This is a genomic window from Pedobacter sp. AJM (assembly GCF_002197755.1).
Lineage (GTDB): Bacteria > Bacteroidota > Bacteroidia > Sphingobacteriales > Sphingobacteriaceae > Pedobacter.
In genome coordinates, this window is the sequence record NZ_NHOT01000016.1 from 1 (window position 1) to 18,882 (window position 18,882).

Annotated in this window: 18 protein-coding genes; 1 reads left to right on the forward strand and 17 read right to left on the reverse strand. The window is 38.7% G+C overall.

The features are described from left to right. The 12 genes from CBW18_RS19765 to CBW18_RS19820 all read right to left on the reverse strand — a co-directional run. Positions 1-1,998 (reverse strand): DUF6443 domain-containing protein (locus CBW18_RS19765; protein ID WP_253249094.1); only part of this gene is annotated, 1,998 nt, incomplete at its 3' end. Positions 1,999-2,004: 6 nt separating this feature from the next. After that, positions 2,005-4,953 (reverse strand): hypothetical protein, encoded by a 2,949-nt coding sequence (locus CBW18_RS19770; protein WP_088303099.1) that lies wholly within the window; start codon positions 4,951-4,953, stop codon positions 2,005-2,007. A gap of 407 nt (positions 4,954-5,360) precedes the next feature. Further along, positions 5,361-6,494 carry a type II secretion system F family protein gene (locus tag CBW18_RS19775; RefSeq protein WP_088303100.1) on the reverse strand — a complete coding sequence of 378 codons (1,134 nt, stop codon included), beginning with the start codon at positions 6,492-6,494 and terminating at the stop codon, positions 5,361-5,363. Between the two features lies 1 nt (position 6,495). Then, positions 6,496-6,969: a hypothetical protein gene (locus tag CBW18_RS19780; RefSeq protein WP_088303101.1), complete on the reverse strand. Its 474-nt coding sequence runs from the start codon at positions 6,967-6,969 to the stop codon at positions 6,496-6,498. Continuing rightward, entirely contained in the window at positions 6,953-7,318 is a 366-nt protein-coding gene (locus CBW18_RS19785; RefSeq protein ID WP_088303102.1) for a type II secretion system protein J, read from the reverse strand. The genes CBW18_RS19780 and CBW18_RS19785 overlap by 17 nt, the downstream gene beginning before the upstream one ends. Further along, positions 7,306-8,541: a hypothetical protein gene (locus tag CBW18_RS19790; RefSeq protein ID WP_088303103.1), complete on the reverse strand. Its 1,236-nt coding sequence runs from the start codon at positions 8,539-8,541 to the stop codon at positions 7,306-7,308. The genes CBW18_RS19785 and CBW18_RS19790 overlap by 13 nt, the downstream gene beginning before the upstream one ends. Beyond that, positions 8,541-9,221: a hypothetical protein gene (locus CBW18_RS19795; protein WP_088303104.1), complete on the reverse strand. Its 681-nt coding sequence runs from the start codon at positions 9,219-9,221 to the stop codon at positions 8,541-8,543. The genes CBW18_RS19790 and CBW18_RS19795 overlap by 1 nt, the downstream gene beginning before the upstream one ends. Positions 9,222-9,235: 14 nt before the next feature. After that, positions 9,236-10,426 carry a hypothetical protein gene (locus CBW18_RS19800; protein ID WP_140418721.1) on the reverse strand — a complete coding sequence of 397 codons (1,191 nt, stop codon included), beginning with the start codon at positions 10,424-10,426 and terminating at the stop codon, positions 9,236-9,238. Between the two features lie 124 nt (positions 10,427-10,550). Then, the gene (locus tag CBW18_RS19805; protein ID WP_088303106.1) at positions 10,551-11,180 is read right to left on the reverse strand and encodes a toxin-antitoxin system YwqK family antitoxin; all 630 of its coding nucleotides are present in this window, start codon (positions 11,178-11,180) and stop codon (positions 10,551-10,553) included. Next, a complete protein-coding gene (locus CBW18_RS19810; RefSeq protein WP_088303107.1) occupies positions 11,181-11,669 on the reverse strand; it encodes a hypothetical protein in 489 nt (162 codons plus the stop codon). A gap of 1 nt (position 11,670) precedes the next feature. Further along, on the reverse strand, positions 11,671-12,615 hold the full coding sequence (locus CBW18_RS19815; RefSeq protein ID WP_088303108.1) for a hypothetical protein: 945 nt from the start codon (positions 12,613-12,615) through the stop codon (positions 11,671-11,673). After that, positions 12,612-13,451: a LytTR family DNA-binding domain-containing protein gene (locus tag CBW18_RS19820; RefSeq protein ID WP_088303109.1), complete on the reverse strand. Its 840-nt coding sequence runs from the start codon at positions 13,449-13,451 to the stop codon at positions 12,612-12,614. Before CBW18_RS19820 ends, CBW18_RS19815 begins: the two co-directional genes overlap by 4 nt. 333 nt (positions 13,452-13,784) lie before the next feature. Here CBW18_RS19820 and CBW18_RS19825 point away from each other — a divergent pair, with 333 nt between their 5' ends. After that, positions 13,785-14,531: a LytTR family DNA-binding domain-containing protein gene (locus CBW18_RS19825; RefSeq protein ID WP_088303110.1), complete on the forward strand. Its 747-nt coding sequence runs from the start codon at positions 13,785-13,787 to the stop codon at positions 14,529-14,531. A 26-nt stretch (positions 14,532-14,557) separates the two neighbouring features. Here the strand turns inward: CBW18_RS19825 and CBW18_RS19830 are convergent, their stop codons facing one another. From CBW18_RS19830 to CBW18_RS21910, 5 genes are all read right to left on the reverse strand, one after another. Further along, a complete protein-coding gene (locus CBW18_RS19830) occupies positions 14,558-15,400 on the reverse strand; it encodes a hypothetical protein (protein ID WP_140418722.1) in 843 nt (280 codons plus the stop codon). A gap of 11 nt (positions 15,401-15,411) precedes the next feature. After that, complete coding sequence (locus tag CBW18_RS19835; protein ID WP_088303112.1) at positions 15,412-16,197, reverse strand: hypothetical protein; 786 nt, start codon at positions 16,195-16,197, stop codon at positions 15,412-15,414. Positions 16,198-16,293: 96 nt separating this feature from the next. Next, positions 16,294-17,175 carry a hypothetical protein gene (locus CBW18_RS19840; RefSeq protein ID WP_088303113.1) on the reverse strand — a complete coding sequence of 294 codons (882 nt, stop codon included), beginning with the start codon at positions 17,173-17,175 and terminating at the stop codon, positions 16,294-16,296. Between the two features lie 478 nt (positions 17,176-17,653). Continuing rightward, on the reverse strand, positions 17,654-18,295 hold the full coding sequence (locus CBW18_RS19845) for a DUF6266 family protein (protein WP_088303114.1): 642 nt from the start codon (positions 18,293-18,295) through the stop codon (positions 17,654-17,656). A 366-nt stretch (positions 18,296-18,661) separates the two neighbouring features. Beyond that, on the reverse strand, positions 18,662-18,874 hold the full coding sequence (locus CBW18_RS21910) for an IS3 family transposase (protein WP_088303115.1): 213 nt from the start codon (positions 18,872-18,874) through the stop codon (positions 18,662-18,664). Positions 18,875-18,882 lie beyond the last annotated feature (8 nt).

Here is an 18,882-nt window from a genome sequence, read left to right on the forward strand (position 1 = left end):
CCTGTAGCTGAAACTGTAAGGAAGACTGTTTCCCTGCCCCCAAAGCTGGTTGGCAATGTTGCCATTGAACTGCGCATCTGCCTCACCTGTGATATTCTCATTGTACCGCAGTTCCATACTGAATTCATTGCTACTGCTTCCCGTCATCCAGCCGCGTTCATTATCGGCAAATGCTGTTGACTGATGGTCGTTATGTAGTTTCTTTTCTTTCAACTGCCCTAATTCATTGTAAACCTGGTGTGCTAAAACAACCTCTGCCTGATCGTTGATCTTTTGAAAGGTAGCTAATTGGCGCCCGGTGTGATCATATTCATAACGGTCTGTAATCGTAGTGGCAGCACCATTGGCATGGTGAACCCGGGTACTTGAATTAAGCTCGCCAACAAAACTATAGCTATTGGTAATATCATCATAGTTCGATGCGCTAATGCTTCCTGAAAGGTAATGCTGTTTATAGACCTTAACCACCCTGCCTTCATTATCGTAATAGTTTACCGTCCAGAGGAAATCATCTGTCCCCAAAACCCTAACCTTTTGCGCAGTTAATAATCCTTTAGTCATACCGCTATAACTGCCAGATTCATTGTTTGGAAGATTGGGTATATTTTCATAATTATCATAATAGTTAACCACATCTACCCGCATCTTTGGCCAGTAAGCCGGCGTACTGGCATAATCATAGCCATGACCCTCAGGATTGGCTGTACTTCTCGAATCATAATAAACACCCTGGTAATTGTTGATTTCTTCCTGGATGCTCTCACGTGTTCTTCCATGGCCACTTTCTACTCCATTCATTGTTACTCTACCTAAAGCATCATATTTAGTAAATGAACGCTCCTGGCTTCCGGCCTGAATCGCATCCTGGGTAAATACCACCTGGTCAAGTGGGTTATAAATTAGTTCTTCCCATCCTTTGCCAGGCACTTTTTTCCTGATCACCCTTTTTCTGCCATCATAATGATAACCATAAATAAAATGATTAAAAGCATCCTGTGTTTCATCAAAACTGCTCACCGGATTTTGTCCGTTCTCATTTACCGCTGGAGGAAGCACATATTGCAGGTTACTAAGGTCGTCATAAACGTAATAGGTACTTAAACTTTTATTATCGCTTTCCCAGATTCGTTTAAGCACCACACGACCTTCAAAATCTTTGAATTCTTCAGTAGTGCCGGCTTTTAGATCATCTGCTTTCCAGTTCTCATCCTTGCTGATGGTCTTATATAACGTTCCGGATAGATAAACCGATGCAACCGCTCCATTGCCAACACTATTGATCTGCCAGAGTTTTACCTCATCAGTTATATTAGAACCATATTCCATTTTTAGGGTATGCCCGGTATTGTTGTTCGCCACCGGTTGCCAGTCATCGCCCGGGGCACCCTGCTCCAGTACCCGGTTTAGTGGGCTGGCCTCAAAAACCGTCAGCGAAAAAGGGCTGGCTGTCGCCTTGATTCCTGATGGTGGGTTGTTATAATAACCTGCCTGCCCGCCGCCGCTGATTGCATCAAAACGGTAGGCACCTTTGTTCTGCCATACCGAATAGGGCTGGTATTTGATTGTTTCACGGCCAAAAGCATCATAAGCAAATGGCTGAACCAAATCATGTCCTGCTAAAGTCCCATTTAACTGAACCGTTTGCAAAGGCCGGCCCAGACCGTCAAAATACTGGATCGTCTGGTTTTCCCCGCAGATTCCTCGGATAGTGCCTACATTATTATTGTTCACGTTTGGTTCGCGAAAAGTACGCGTCAGGATATAGTTCTGGTCATTACTTGGGTTTGAAACCTGCACATCGCAATTTTTATAGCTAACACCTGTAGTAAAGATCCTAACATTACCAGTCGCATGAAAACCATTTACCAGGGTAACACTATTTAGCGCACTGATTTCGGATTCATTGTTATATTGGCTTACCACCAATTGAGCATTTGTCTGTTGCATGCCGATGAGCAGGAAAAAACCTGCCATCAGCTGTTTCATTTGTATGTTCATGAGGCCTTAATTTTTGTAGTGATAGGTGTTTTCCTTTAAAATATTACCATGCTGATCCTTTACCCATTTCAGGCGTCCAAAATTATCATATTCATAGTAGCTCGTCATGCCTTTAGGATCGGTTTGACTGGTCATACCAACTAAAGGATCGTAAGTATAGGTGGTTAACTTGGCGTCTTTCGGATATATCATTACATCATCATAAGCATCGCCTCCGGTTAAAGTATAGTTAGAACCGTTATATGAGCTTAAGTAATAATTCCAGATACCATTACTCCTATACCAGTAGCTTATCATATAACTCCGGCCATTTGGTGGGGTCCAAAAAATTGAAGTTCCTGTACCATATCTTTGACCGGTATGCGCCAGGCCGGTTGTCCCGTCCGTTCTATCTTCATAACCTTCATAAAAAAACTCGCCGTTTACGGCATTTTTACATTCAACAATTGGATATTGATTGTGATAACCCCATTTATAAGACATTGAATGATTATTCTTTAAGATAATATGAACAGGATTGCCAGATTCATCATAATTGGCAATTGTTTTTTCCGGTGTTAAGTTTCCTCCATTATATGACGACTCAAATACAGAAGGTGCTATAAGATTAGACTGAAAATAATCATAACTGGTTCTATTGTGGGATAATTCTTTACTGAGATTTAAATTTGTAGTGACCTCATCAATCGGAGAAGAAATCATGTTCCTGTTGATCATCTCATTATACGGAGAAATATCACTATAATTATGGGGATATTTTATAGTGGTTTCCACAACATGACCTTGGCTATTTACAAAACTTTTTTTCGTTGGAAATAAATGGTTTGAAGAAGTGTAAGAAAAGTTCTGAACGGAAGATGTAATGGGATTTCCCTGACCATCATAATCTACGGTTGCGGTACTTTCAATCTTTTTTATTCCAACATCCACTTTTTCATCAAAGTAGAAATAGGAGTTTTTTACTGGGTTACCAACTATGTAAACAGTGTTACAGTTGCTTTTGTTGACCTTATAGCAAAATTTTGTTCCTGTAATAATCCTAGTCGTTGCTAAAGAAGTATAAGAATTTTCTATAGTACGAACTAGCTTATAAATACCATTACTTAAATTATAAACCCCCATGGATAATAAATTTCCTCGGGCCCAATTTCTTTTAACAGCATATTCAGATGAATATCTTGGATATTCGATAGTTTCTATTTGATCAGGCTCGACATCATACAAATAGCTTGTTTTGAGATTTTGGTTGTTATCTCCAATTAGGTATTCATCTACAGCCGTATAAATCACCGGACTGCCATTAAAATCTGCCAAGGGAACTATAGCATCAGACAAATATGTCGTACTCTCTCCAAAACAATTTAAATTACAATCTTGATAAACCTCTGTATACACATATCTTCCATTATTTTCAAAAGGCATTAATGAAACACCATTACCATATTCATATTTCTTTATGACCGGACTTGCTTCTGGGCTCGCTTTTGTGGTGATCTGACTTATCCTCAATCCCCCCGTAAGTAAATTAGAAATTGGATTTCCAATACTTTCTCCTATTCGATTTCCTTCATAGGCAAACGTCGTAAAGCCTCCTGTTGGATATACTATCTTTTCCAGGATACATGCCTTGGCATACCGTTCATCAGGACTTCTGTCACCAGCAGGCAAATGACTGTATGGAGTAACAGGCAATAAATTTGGATTTTGTGTTTTGCCATTGTAGTACCCCCAATAATCAAGCGCATTTAAAGCAAAAAAAGTATTATTATCAGTCGGTGAACGGTATGGGGGCAAGATATCCTGTTCATTATACTGAAAACTGTGAGAGTATTCTATACCGTCATTTCCATTTTTCGTCGTTAGCCCTGTCAGTTTCAACCGGTAATTGTAGGTGTTATCTGCATAGCCAGAATAGAAATGACCATGATTTAATACCGTCTTTTTTAAAAGGGTATTCTGGTTGGTATAAATAGAAATTTCTTTGAGTCTGCTTGCCCTTAGGTCTAGCCTATCGTTTAAATAAGAAAAGTTGAGATACCCATCCTTGAAAGTAATCTTCTTCAATAAACTCATATAAGAAGTTGCTATACTGGCGTAAGTATTGAGCGGGCCGGTATATCCATTGAAACACTCTCTGGTAACGAGAGATTGCGAGGCATATATATCGCCATAGGTATATGGGTAATTCTCATATTCAAAAGAAATGGTATCAGTACGATCTGAGGATATGATTTTTGTCAACCACCAACTTCCCGGCACCCAATTTGCAGAATTTTCAAGGGTATTTTCCTTATGATTAAATTGGTAAAATGTTCCTTTATCATCCGTTATTTCAAAAGTGTTCACTGAAGTTCTCACTATTTTATCATCACTATAGGACGTCTTTACCAAATTCTTATTTTTATCGTATACAAATCCCCCACTGAGTCCATTCCCGACAGAATAATAATAATTGTCAGATGAACTATCATAATTTCCTTCTAATTGATTTTTAGCTTTATAATATAGATCCGATGAGGCCTGTCCGTTATCAACATCTTCCAATGTGACGATCCCAACATTTAGCATCCCTCCACCTGGTGCTTCATCGGCTCTTCCTTTTATGCTTCGTGTCATAAGCCCACCCGCATTAAGTTTCCAGCCTAGCCCGACACAGCTTGCAATGTCTGAAGGCTTGATGTTCGGGTGATAATTCAAGCTGATGGGAAGTTTTAATTTTTTGCTATTGATTTCATATATCGAAATTTCAATATTTGGTGTGCCCGTAGAATAAGAAACTGGTATTTCGCCATATTTTATAAATGATTGTGCTTCCGGAGAGGGCGGAATTATTTTTGGATGGATAATAGATTCTTGAGTTTGCGCTTCACCAATTAAGGGAAAACAAAAAGCTGTAAATAAAATCATGTATACAAGAGATTTGCAATTAAATCCATTTAAGTAATTTTTCATCATTTAATTTGAATTATATAAATTTAAAATCGATTTAAAACTAAGTGCTTAAAGCGTCCTATTTTTAAATTATAACTAAGACCTTATTATTTTAAGTTTAAGTTATCCTGAGTGTTAATTTATATAGGAGAATTAGAAATGGTAAAATCTTTTTGACGAACGTGCAATATGAAGTGATATTCTATCGTTTTGGAGTGACGAACGTAAATTCACTTTTCAGAAATCTAACTTTTTTCAGGTCAATTCAAATGAAATTCCAGAATAAAAAAAGAATAGAATTAAGCTTTTTAAGGTTTAAAAAAAAATAATCTGACCTTAAAAAATTTGACTTGTTAAGGTTATTAAAGCAGCTGATCTGGTAATGAAAGACTTCAACACGACCAATTTTGAAGAATGATGGCCTTGAAACATCAAAAACTACTGCTCATCTGGAACATAGGCAGATACATGGCGATCAGGATCACACCTACAACAAGGCCCAGAAAAATTATGATTAAAGGTTCAAGCAGACCGCTGATTGCATTGGTTTTATATTCTACCTCTTCAGTATATTGTTCAGACAACTGGCCGAAAAAATATTCCAGCTTATTTACCTCTTCGGCTATCCTGATCATCTGAACGAACTTAGCCGGATAGAAATCATGTTTGGAAAGTGCTTCTGAAAGACTCTTTCCAATGAGGATATCCTGTTCTGCCTGTAAAAGTGAATGTTCTATCGGATAATAGGTGATCATCTGCCGGATGAGTGCCAGTGCCTGAAGTAAAGGTGTACTGGTTTGCGTCAGTAAACGCATGGTATTGGCAAAACGGGCCAGGTATACTTTTTTAGTGATTTCACCCACCAATGGAATACGAAGCATCAGAAGGGACATATACTTTTTAAACCATGGCTTTTTTCTGCATAACAGATAGGCTGCAACCACAGCGACCGTAAAGAAAAGCAAAACATAAATATAACGGTCGAACCAATTGGAAAAGCTTACGATCAAGGCCGTAAGAAAAGGCAGTTTTCCGCCAAAACGCGTAAATACATCAGCAAACATCGGCACTACGAACTTGATCATAAAAAATACGGCTGCGAATGAAGTAAAAAGAACCAGCAAAGGGTAAGTAATTGCCCCGATTATTTTTCGTTCCTGACTGATTTTTGCCTTGTAAAAGCCTGCCAGCTCTCCAAGCACCTCACCAAGCCGTCCGGTCTCTTCCCCTATTTTTACACTGTAGTATTCGTAGGGTGAAAATTTTGATTCTGCCTGCAGGCTTGCAGAAAGCGACCGTCCTTCAATCACCTGCTTTTGGAGTAAGGTGAAAAGTGCGATGTCTTTTTTTTGAGTATATGACCCTATGGTGAGCTCCAATGCAGAACGGATATCAATCCCCGAACGGATTAATGTACCTAACTCATTATAAAACCCTTCTTTTTTTTTGTCAGATAGTTTCGAGCTGCCGAAGGAAATATCCTTGTTGAGCAAATGAAGCAGGCCCACCTCATCCTGCTTTACAGAATGTACCTGTTTAATCTTTGTAATGTCTATCGGAGGCATATCATCTTAATAAATCCTGAGCACTGTACTGTTTACACTTGGTGATGGTAATTTTTCGTTCATCATCGATATGGATATTCAGATGCACCTGATCTATGGTATCCCTCTCCTGAACTTCATGCCCCTTAAAGCGGAAAAGAACATTTACCGGCTGAAGATGAAAGCTATCTGTATGCAGTCCTGATACGTTACGCAATACTTCCTGCTTCCTGAAGTCATAAGAAATCAGCTGACCCGGAGATTCGATGCTTAAGCCATCAGCAGTCCGAATAATATACTTTGCCCTGATAAAATCTCTGTCCATGGTTGTATTTAAGTTTAATACCTCCTGGGTAATGGCATTTTTCTTCTGGAAGTCAGTGAAATAATGGTTAATTAAACCATATGCGGAATAACAAATACTGATACAAACCGCAGCCAGCAACATGGAAACGGTTACTTCCATCAAGGTATATGCGTTAATCTTTCTTTGCATCAGGATGTATTGCCTTTAAGAATTGAATTTTCCCGGCTGATTTTCCATGGTCGGTTGCACTGATTTCTACCCGGGTAACACTTGCTGAAGCACTATCCAGAAAGGATACGTGGTATTCGATGCTATCAATGTATAGTCGTTGTTCATCAACAACGATAGTATCCAGAAAATGCAATCTCAATTCTTCCATTTGGGCATTCACCTGTATCCGCCTCATTGATACTCCACTATTCAGCACATTTGAAAAAACAGCTGTTGCAATAGTAAAAACAGCCATAATAATGACCAGTGCAATCAATACTTCCACCAGTGTTGATCCTTCCAATCTTTTATTTATTAATCCTGCCATCTGAGCACCCTGTTAATTGACTTATTTCCACCAAATATCCCCGAGCTCAAATATGCACCTGATCTGGCTTTTCGGTTGAATGTTACGTCTATTAAAAAGTTTTCATACATCGTACTGCTGGTTTGCATGATAAAGCGATTGCAGGAAACCTTTCCAAAAACATTGATGTGTTTATCCACCTTCAGCAATCCGGTAGCGTATATCTCCCCCTTTACCACTGTTCCCTCCCCCAGCACAATCATGGTTTGCAGGGCCGACCGCTTAGGTTCATGCGTAAGGATAATGCCATCAAACTGCACTTTTTTACCCAACCGGATTTTTGGCTGTACGGTTATTTCACCAGCCATCACGCCCAACACTGATGGATAGGAAAACTTTACGTCATTACCCACTACAATAGAGTCTCTGGCAAATAACTGTGCATTTCCATTAAAGCCATCATCAATTATAATACTCCGGGCAAATATCACTACGTTATCCAGTTTGATATGTTTATCAATATGAACCAGCGTATCGGAGTAAAGAATCAGGTGACCAGCCAAACTATCTGCCTGCAAATTCACATCCATAATGCTATATTTTTTTACAGGCAAAAAAAATGAAATGTGGTGATTACCTGCTGCAAGTTCCGGGTATAATTTCGGGTCTGTATGGAGTTGGCTTTTAATTTCCTCCACCCATTTTTTATCCAGCTCGGGCAATATCCTTTTACTGTTTCTGACCGCGCCAAATACGATTTTATTTCCCTTATAGGGTTTACCTTCAGCATAAGCACTTCTGATTCCTGATTTAGGTGCTTCCACATCTCCAACAATACGGGTATTACCACTTACGGACACAGGACGGTCTTCATCGCTGAGGTAGACAGCTGAAGTATCCTGATTGTGATCTGATCCCAATAAAAAAGACCTGCTTAAGGTATCCTTAAACTGAAAACAATGAATGGATGATAAGGTAAAAATACCCCAATGTTCCTTTTCAATTCGCACGCTGTCTGTTTGAGCGCCAAACAGATCAAGATAACTTTTATCTTTGCTATTTCCATCATCGTTAGCCAATGCCAGTACGATTGCGGAATCCATATTGCGGTATAGCCTGGCCATTCGCACATCTTTAAGATAATTCCCCCTGAAATGCGCCGCAATCATAATGAGTGATGCGCAGATAACGGCAATAATAAAAGCAGTAACAATAGAAAGATATAAAGCGCCTGCCTTAACCATTAATGTTTTACTGATTTATGATTTACTTTTTTTTCCAACGCACTGATCTGCTTTTGCTGATTGATCAAATAAAGTGTAAGCTCCTCAATTTTTTGAAGCAGTAATTTATTCATTTCACCAAGCACAATACCATTCTGCTGTACTTCCGCAGCAGTAGGAATTTCCGGCAGGTGGTGGTTAGCTTTAATATATTGGTCAAGATCTGAAAGAGAAGTCAATTTATATTTCCGATCAAAAACAAAATCTGCCCAGGTTCCATTATCTACCCTGATTTCCTTTGCCCTGATACTACCATTTACAGCCAATCTTTCTGCACCCAGGTTTTCAGCGCCGATACCAACCTTTCCATCTGCTCCTACAACCATATGGATATAATATTGATTGTCCTTCCAGTAGTTAGTGCCAATCACAAGCCTATCATCTCCGCTCCCGTAATCATCTCCGATATTAAAACGAAGGTCGCTAACATTGTTTGCCCTGTTAAACCGATAGATAGAGAGTTCATCGTTACCGGAAATCGCGCCCTGAAATAATATTCTTTTACCTGCGCCTAAGGTTGTTCCTTCGTCTTTTCCTACAAACAAATTACCATCAATAACCTGATCCTGGGCATAGAGGCTGCTCAATGAAACAGCGAACACCAGGGTGATCCATACTTTAGAAAAAATTTTCACTTTCATAACATCTATATATTTTAATTAATTAGTCTTTTTTTTAGTGCATCAATCTGATTCTGCTGTTTGTTATTTTCTTTTTTCATTTCAATAAGATAAATTGTCATCTCTTCAATTTTCTTTAGTAACAAGCGGTTCATATCCCCCAGTTCGATTCCTTTTTCTGCCACTTCATCTTCAGAAGGAATTTCCGGCAGATGTTTATTTTTGGAAATATAATTTTCCAATGCGGCCAGTGATGGTGGTTTATACCCTTTTTCAAAAACATAATCAGGCCAATTGGTTATTTCTACTTTCACCTCATGCGCCCTGATCTTTCCATTTACTGAAAGTTTCTCTTTTGGACTTATTGTGCCTATTCCTACATCGCCATTTCCGGTAACCCTTAATTTCTCCGTTTGATTGGTATATAAAGTTAATGCCGTATGGTTGCTATGTACGTCTTCCGCTACGCTGGCTATACCTGCCCACTTCTGAAAATCATCTTCATAACCGGAGTAAAACTTTAACCCATTAAGATTTCCCGCCTGGTGTGCCCGGCCTCTCATACTGATGAGCCAGCCGTTCTCCTGAGAATCAATGGAAAGTTTTTCTCCCGGGTTAGTTGTTCCGATTCCCACATTTCCATTGGCCGCTATTCGCACTTTTTCTGTTTTATTTGAGTAGAGCGTCAATCCTGTATGATTACTGTATATATCTTCAGCAACACTTGCTATTCCAGACCATTTTTCATAATCGTCTTCATATCCTGAATAAAATTTTATTCCATTGATATTACCGGTACTAAAAGCCCGGCCTCTTGTACTCATTAACCAACCATTATCTTGAGAATTAATCTCCAATGTTGGGTTTGGAACACCTGGTATTGGACCATTAAGGGTAAGTTGCACCGTATTTCCTGTACCCCAGGTTTGGTTTCCAGTGGCTGGGTCTCGCTCCCACCAGGTTTTCGAGTCCACGCCAGGCGTTAAAAAAGAACCATCTACACCGATACCATCAACTAAAGTGGTGCTTAACCAATCGCTACCATTAGATTTACGTTTCAGCCATTGCTTGTTCATAAAATTATTATGCGTAAAACCTGATGTAGATTTAATCTCAACGAAGTTTCCACTTGCCTCTCCTAAAGTTTGGGCAAAGGCTGCGGCAGCAAATAACTGCATGCATAAGGCTCCTATAGATAGAAAAAATATACTTTTAATCTGATTCATATGATTTTAGTTTGACTTGTTTTTAATCTGGATAAAATGCTGGATTTTTAATGAATCTTATCTGCTGATAACACTATTTTCTGACAGCAATCACTTGGTTCATTGCCCAGCATCTAACAAATGATTATTTTTTAAGGTGAACAGCTGTTACAGAATTCTTCTTTTTCCACGGAAGCCACTTGTTTAAAATCATAACCGCCTTTGATGGCCTTTTCGAATAAAGCTTTCCGTTTTTGTAACGAACAATTTGCATGCTATCCCTTGCTACCCATCTTGTAATTTTACCGTTTAACTTTCCGTTTTTATATTTCCCGTATTCCATTAAAACTCCGGCAGCATCATACCGTTCAAATTTTCCATTAGGAATACCTGATGAATAAAACAGGATAGAGTCTAAACTTCCATCTGTTCGCCAGGCCTTCCATTCGCCATCCATCAGTCCTTTTTTATAAGTTCCTTGTAATTTGAGTCCTTTTTCATTAAAGTGTTCCATATATGCTCCATCTAAGAGTCTGCCGCTAAAGCCACCTTGAGTAAAATGAATCTGATTACCACCGAACCAGGCATAATGGCGGTTAAACCTGACTTTGGTTGCCTGTTCTCCATAAGGCATGACATGGAATACAGTTTTATACAGATCATGATTGATCGTATGTGCATACGCCTCAGCATCGAAATAAGAGCGGATTCCCTGACTATCTGCAGCAAAGAAAACCAGCAAAAGCTGAAGAATTATTAAACAAAAAATTTTCATCTACTTTATGGATAAGTAAGTAATGGCATGCTGGTACTCCACTTTAATGGAGTCGCCGGTACGTTTGATAAATTTTAACCCATCGGCCCCTTCACCTTCACTGAGCATCACCTCTTTTCCATTAACAGCAATAATGGCCACATGCCTTTTCTCAGTTGTATTATAAATTTGTCCCTTGTAGGAAATACCTGACCAGTTCACTTTCGGCTTCACTATGGACTTAATTTCTAAAGGCTTAGCATAGGGCTCGTCAGCTAGGATATCCTTTTCCATTAAAGCGGTTGTCTGGAATGGGTTTCCATGAGCCATATCCAGCTTTACTTTGTCATCAGCATGATCAACCATATTAAAATAAGGTTCATGGCTAACATGCTGGGTTATTGGAAATGTATCATTATCCTGGCTGCCGAGAAATATCTGCCTGAAAATGATTCCCCAAACCAAGGCTACACAACAGATTAAAAAATACGTCATTTTCTTCCCTTTCATATCACTGGATTACGAAAGTCCTGAATTCACTATAAGTCCCGGCGTTACCGACCTGATCATAAGCCCTTACCCGCCAGGCGATGGTTTCACCCCCCATGCCCAAATTAAAAGTATGTTCGGTTGAACTTAACCTAAGCGGATAATTTTTATGGTAAATTGTCTGCTGATCAGTTTTATATACTGTAATTTCATAACTCACGGCATCAGCCACTTTATCCCAGATTAATCTGACTGGTTGAGTCACCTGCTGTTTTTCGGAAGGCGCTTTGAGGACTACAGCAGCAGGGCCTGTAATATCGTATGTGAAAGCGCTAACATTACTCCATTTAGAGTTTTCAGTAGCGTTTTCTGCCCTGATTCTATATTGGTAAGTTCCTTCTTCCAATACATTATGTAAAAAGCTAAGGTTATCTGTGGTTGAATTTAAAATCATTTTATTTTCATCCTGAAAATTATTATTATCAATTTGGATCCGATACAGCTGAGCGCCAAAAAGCCTTAACCACGCTAACTTTAGTGACTGATCTTTAATATAAATACCATTTGCCGGTGAAGTAACCTGCAAAATCTGATCTTTGAGGCTCGAAGGAAAAATCCTCAGAAAACGATCGCTGTAATTGCCGGCACTACTCCCGTTTTCTCCTCTTACCCGCCATTGGTATTTCCCGGGATCTAAAGTATATACAAACTTTTCACTCCTGATCAGTGTATCTACCAACACTTTGCTTATGCTATCAAAATTAGGAGAGACAACCTGAAGCCGGTAAGCCAGTGCATCAGCCATTGGATTCCACCAGAAGGTTTGCTGGTAACTATTTGTTTCGACGTTATTTGACGGGGCAAGCAGCGAAATATTTCTATGTTCAATAGATGGTTCAATAAAATCGTTACAGGCCCAAAATAAGGGTATTGTAAATAGGATCAGTATGTTCAATTCACGTTTCATTGGAAAAGTATAAAGGTTGATGCTTCCAGAAATTCTTCAATCAATAACCCTAAAAAGCATAAACTACCGGCAATTTGCGTATACACCACTACAGGCAAATTACTTCGCTTTTTAATCATCCTTTGATTTTTCTTTTCAAAAAATGCCTTTCTGTAAGTATTTCCGATCAGCAACCTATGATTTTCATTATTGTTTAGTATCACTACATTTCCTTCAATGGAAGTAATCTTTTGTTCATTTATAATATAAGATTTATGTATACGGCTGAAAGCCGAACCTGATAGACTATCTTCCATTTCCTTCATCGAATTATGACATGAAAAACGCAGGTTGTTTTCCATATGCAAGACCACATAATTCTGAAGAGCCTGTATATAAAGCAACTGATCACACTTAATCAGTACTTCTTTAAAACCTTTTGAATCAGCCTTTATAAAAAAAGAATCTACTACTTCCTGTTTGAAAGGTTCATATACTGATTGAGCAAGTTTGGCTAGGTGGCTGAACTTATTAATGCTTTTCATAAAACGGTTAAATGAAACAGGCTTAACCAGATAATCGAATGCAGCATGTTCAAAAGCGGCAAAAGCCTCTTCTACACATCCCGAAATGAGTATGATGGAAGAAGATAGTTTTATTTCTTCAAGCCAGAGGTCATTCTCGCTTAAAAGTGAAGTATCAACAAAAATAATGTCCCGGCGATGGGTATTAATGGTTTCTGTATTTTCAGGTATCCGGACACTATAACCGACAAATGTGGTAAATAGACAATCGTTGATGTAACGACGTAACAGCTCAATGATGCGAATATCGCCAAAAACAAAACAGTTTATCATATCAGAATTAAGATAAAGAATACGGGGAGTTGCGATCTTCAGACAACTGAAGAAAAAAGAAGCTTAAATTTAATGTACACAGCGGCCAGCTGATATTATACGCAAAGGGAATTATACAAATCTTAAGCATGAGAGTGTTATTGTCTGTGTAGTTTTATTTCTTATCGAAGATCTAAATATTGCACATTACTTTTTTAGTGTTTATACCAACCCCCCCAAAAAATTATACGAACAGCAAAACATTTAAGTTACTGAGTAAACCTATTCTATATCTTTGCACATTTAGAATCTCTTTTTTAAAATGTCATCCCCATAAGATACCTCTATGACCGAATGCCTTTTTCCTGTATAATTGTAGATCATGACCTAAATGCACTCTCCAAGCTCGCCGAATACATTAACTGTTCTCCACTTCTTAAATTGGAGAAATCGTTTGATAATGCCATTGCGGCACTTGAAGCTATTCAACTGATGAGTCACCCTGTTGATATTGTTTTTATTGAAGTAGAATTGCCCGGTTTCAGTGGATTTCAGCTTGCTCAAAACATCTACCATAAAGTAGGTTTACTTGTTCTCATGAGCAGTCAGATTCATTATGCTGCCGAAGGTTATTATTATAATGCCCGACAATTTTTGAGCAAACCATTTGACGATCAGCAGTTGAATAAAGTTATCAGTCATATTATACAACAAATCCAATCTGGCGGAGATTTTATAATGATCAGACTCAGTGGAAAGAACCAGTCGGTAAAAATAAGGCTCAAAGATATTATCAGTATACAAAGTGCATCAAATTATCTCAAAGTTCATACTGCAGATAAAACTTACATTCCGTATGGCAGCCTGCAGGCCATGCAGGAATCACTAAGCCATTCCAATCAGTTTATGCGAATCAGCCGATCCATCATCATCAATACCAGCTATATTACAAGTACAGACCGGTATCGAATTAAACTGGCTCATAATATTCAGGTCAATGTAGGTGAGTCTTATCAAAAAACTTTTGACCACTATTTCAGAAAAACCACTATGGATAATGCAACATGCTATTCCAATAACAATCAGTTGCCTGAAAAATAATCTGATCATTTAAAGTCGGTTAATGATCATTGACGCACCTGAACCTTTTTCTTATGGTTTTTCTTTAATAACTTAATTTCCTGATCCATAGCTATCAGATGGAGGGTGAGTTCCTCTATCTTTTGCAACAGCTTTTTATTCATTTCTCCCAGTAATAGCCCTTCCTTTTCCATCTTATTGGCGGGTAACATTCCAGGAAGATGATGATTTTCTTTAATGAATGCTGCAGTTTTGGGCAAACTCATATTTTCATAACCGGGTTCAAATACAAAATCGGCCCATCCATCTACCGTCACCTTTACTTCCTTTGCCATAATCTTACCATCAACAGCAAGTTTATATCCATCAACTACTTTATCCGTACCTACGGATAATGTACTTTCAGGTAATATGATATTTCCATAGAAACTGTGCGTAAAAGGTCTTATTTGCGGGTATATCTTTAATATACCGCCATTATCAGTCAAATCCGCATCCATAACTTCTCCTATTGATGAACCAATATTTTTGCTGCTGATGATGGTAAAGTTACCGGTATTGACTCCCGGATAAGCCTTTATCCAAACTTGTGATTCATTTCCATAATTGATTAGTGCGAATTGTGGAAGATTAGATTGGCTGTAACCCATCGCATGGTGTTGCTGAATCAGGATACTTTGAGAATTGATAAACTGAACCTCTCCTGTAACAATGGAAGGCTGATGTGCTGTAGTATGGGCATAAATGTACTCAAATTGAGCATGAGCACCTCCAATTGAAGCTATCCTGTACCAGTTGCCATCTCCAGTTAAATTAAAACTTTGCGCCAACAGCGATTGCGCAGATATTAATAAGCATAAAACAACGAACGGTATTCTTATCTTCTTCATTTTATTTGTATTTATTTTAATCTTTTATTTTTCTCGAGTATGTGTTTCTCCAAAGAAACCTTGCCCTGGAATTTCCTCATTTCTGCAGTGAGCTGATTATTGCGTTTCTTTTGGATTTTGATTTCTTTTTCCTGTGCATCAATTCTTTTTTCCTGAGCAATCATATGGAGAGTTAGTTCTTCAATTTTCTCCAGCAGCCTGGCCTGCATCTCGCCAACCCTGACTCCGTTTTCACTCACTTCTTTAGCCGAAGGAATGCCCGGCAGGTGTTTGTTGATGGCAATGTATCTGCCCACTTCACTTAATTTAGGTAACCTGTAACGATCATCAAATACGTGATCAGCCCAACCCATATCAGTTACCACAACCTCACGGGCTCTAATCCTGCCATCAACCGAAAACCGGTCACTAACGGGATTAGTCCCAATGCCTATATTTCCGTTCCCGTTCATCAGCATTAGTAATTTTAAATCACCATCGTTTGTATAATTATAAAAACTAAAGCCGCCAGATCCACCCGGGCCCTGATTGGATATGAAATTGGTTTCGCCCATACCTGCCGACCTGTTCCATCCAATCAGCATTTTACCAGAGTTGGAAAGATAACTAAGATCACGTAAGTCGCCGTTCCTATCCAGATTTGCACCGCCTATCAAAAATCTGCCATTTACTTCCAGGTCTGCTATTGGGTTTGGCGTACTAATGCCTACATAGCCTGAATGTTCTAGTTTATTCTGTGCAAAAAGTTGCGATGACATCAGCGTTAAGCTGAATAGCATCATATATTTTTTTATCATAATTATTTTTTTGAAATTATTTTAATGCCTGAAAACCATTTGACGCCAACTGGTTTGATACATTATGAACCATTACAGGGGCGCGTATCAGAAAATCTATCTTTTATTGATTCTTTTTTCAATGGCCTCCAGTCTTTTCTGTTGCTGGAGGTTGATAATCTGCTCATGCGTAATTTGTTTATCTTTTTCAATCAGGTGCAGGGTAAGTTCTTCAATTTTCTGCAGCAAAACCCTGTTCATTTCTCCTAAATCAATTCCGTGTTGCTGTACAGCCCTTGCATTAGGTACGCCAGGCAGGTGTCTGTTTTGTGTGATAAATTTTTTCAATTCCGGAAGTGACAGCCGTTTGTAACCGGTTGAAAAAACATAATCAGGCCAGTTATTGGTTTCTACTTTAATTTCATGCGCACGTATTTTTCCATTGACAGAAAGGCGTTCTGTAGGTGTAGCTGTTCCGATTCCGACATTTTCTGCAAATAAAGCACGGCTGCTGAGGTGAAATTCCTCCACTAATGCAAAAGATGCCGAATGAGCAGGAACAGTAGCTGCAACCAGTGCTGGCGTCCACGAGCCTGCAGAAGAATGAAGCGATAAGGTTGGATACCCGCCGGTATAACTCGGGAGTATAGCATAAAAATCCCAGGAGTTAGTACCTACCTGTACGACAGTAACATTCGACAACAGCTTTGTCCGCCCGGTACCATAAAAACTCCCCGATCCGAAAAATCCATTGTTTTCCGAAACTTCATTGCTGGTTCGGAAATGTATATAGGTTTCTCCTTGCTGGGCAAAGTTTGCATTATAGCCATTCCCGGCGAAGACCTCAATGGATGCATCTGCACCTTGCTGGTTAAGAACCAAATTACCCAGTTTATACCATCCAGGCTGATTCGCACTGTTTCCAAGGTTATATACCTGCGCAACTGCACTGCCACCGAAACAAAACATCAATAACAGTACGATCAAATTTCTTTTCATATTCTGATTTTGTGCTAAATTATTTCAAATCGCATAAAGCCTGGAAACTATTTGACGAACGATGCTTTACTGTTGACGAACAGTAGTTTTGAAGTGATATCTTTAAATTCGCTTAATGGGTTTCTGAGAAAATTTTAACGGTTAGTATAATCATACTTTTTAAGGATATGCTTTGAGAAGCTTAAGTACCTTATAATTGAAATGAAATCTTGTTTGCCCCCATCGTTCCATCCATTTTCCATTCAGACATCATCCAATAAGGGCTACCGTGATCAATATTAATACTTCTATTTATTTTGAGTACCCTGTTAGATAGACAAATCTTTTAGGAACAGACAAACCACTACTACTACTACTTCCTTTTAACCGCTTATCTTGCCGTTTATACAGCTAAAACAATAAATTATATGACTATATTATCAGTTTAAAGTTATAACTTCCTGATTATAGGTTTAATCATAAGACCGAATGATTATTTCTATTTACTCTCCATCAGACCGAGATACAAACTATTCGATATGCTGTTCCGGTCATCGGATATAAATGATATCCAGACGTGGTAATGATCGCCTGACAAATCTTTAGGAATAGCCAATTCTTCCGCTCTGGATTTCCTTCTATTGCCACTCACCAGATAACATGCATGCCCTTTTTTTTCATTAAAGGCCATCAGCATAACCTGGTCATAAGCCCTTTCCGTATTTTCTTCATAAGAATTTTCCCAGGTAAAGCGCAAACCTTTCGGACTCACTTGTACTGCCGCATTTTGCGGACCCGGTAATATGCCTTGTGTAAGCCTGACTTTAGAATAGTCGATTGTCCCCGCATCATCAAAAGCATGGAGCATATTGTATGATTTCGCCGCATTGTGAGCAGAAATTTGCCCGGCCCTGCCTTCCAGGTTGAATCCAACACGGATAAAACCAAGTACCCTGGATAAGAAATGTTGCACCTGGACAAACTTATGCCTACAGTTTTGTTGTTTGCTTGTCCCTACCCTATTTTTGATGCTTGATTTGGGTAATGACCTGATTACCCATTTACCATTAAGTTGATAACCGACTACAGTTCCAACTTTCCCGGTGAAGACACCGTTAATTCCGTCGTTTAATATTGCCATAATTTTTTAAGATTATGGGATGATTAACCTAAAGATAAGGAATACTTTCACATTAGCCTACCTTTTTTACAACATATCATGGGATTTTTAACGGAGATGAGTCGGATGGAATTGTCATAAGTCCGAACAAAGCCCGAAGGAAATCCGTATAAAGCCCGTCATAATGCTCAGGATTGGAACTGTTTGTTATCTGTGAATAACAAGTTAAACTTGGATTAATACGGAAAATAAGCCCGGTAACTTTTATAACGTCGAATATTGATTTCCATTTTTACTTCTCTTACAGCCAGATTTGAGCTTTCGCTAAGTAAATAGCAAAGCCCGACATCTCTGGACTGAACCCCAAAAGTTGGACGAAGTTAAAAATTAATTAGGATTAAGAGCCCGGTATTTTATCGGGCTCATTCCGTTTAAATTGAGTTTGATTCTGTCTTTATTATGGTATTCAATATATTCCGTTATGTCCTTTTTAAGTTCATCAACTGAGGTGTATTTTTTAAGGTAGAACATTTCGGATTTAATGATTCCGAAGAAATTCTCAATTATAGCATTATCGTAACAATTTCCTTTTCGCGACATACTCTGTG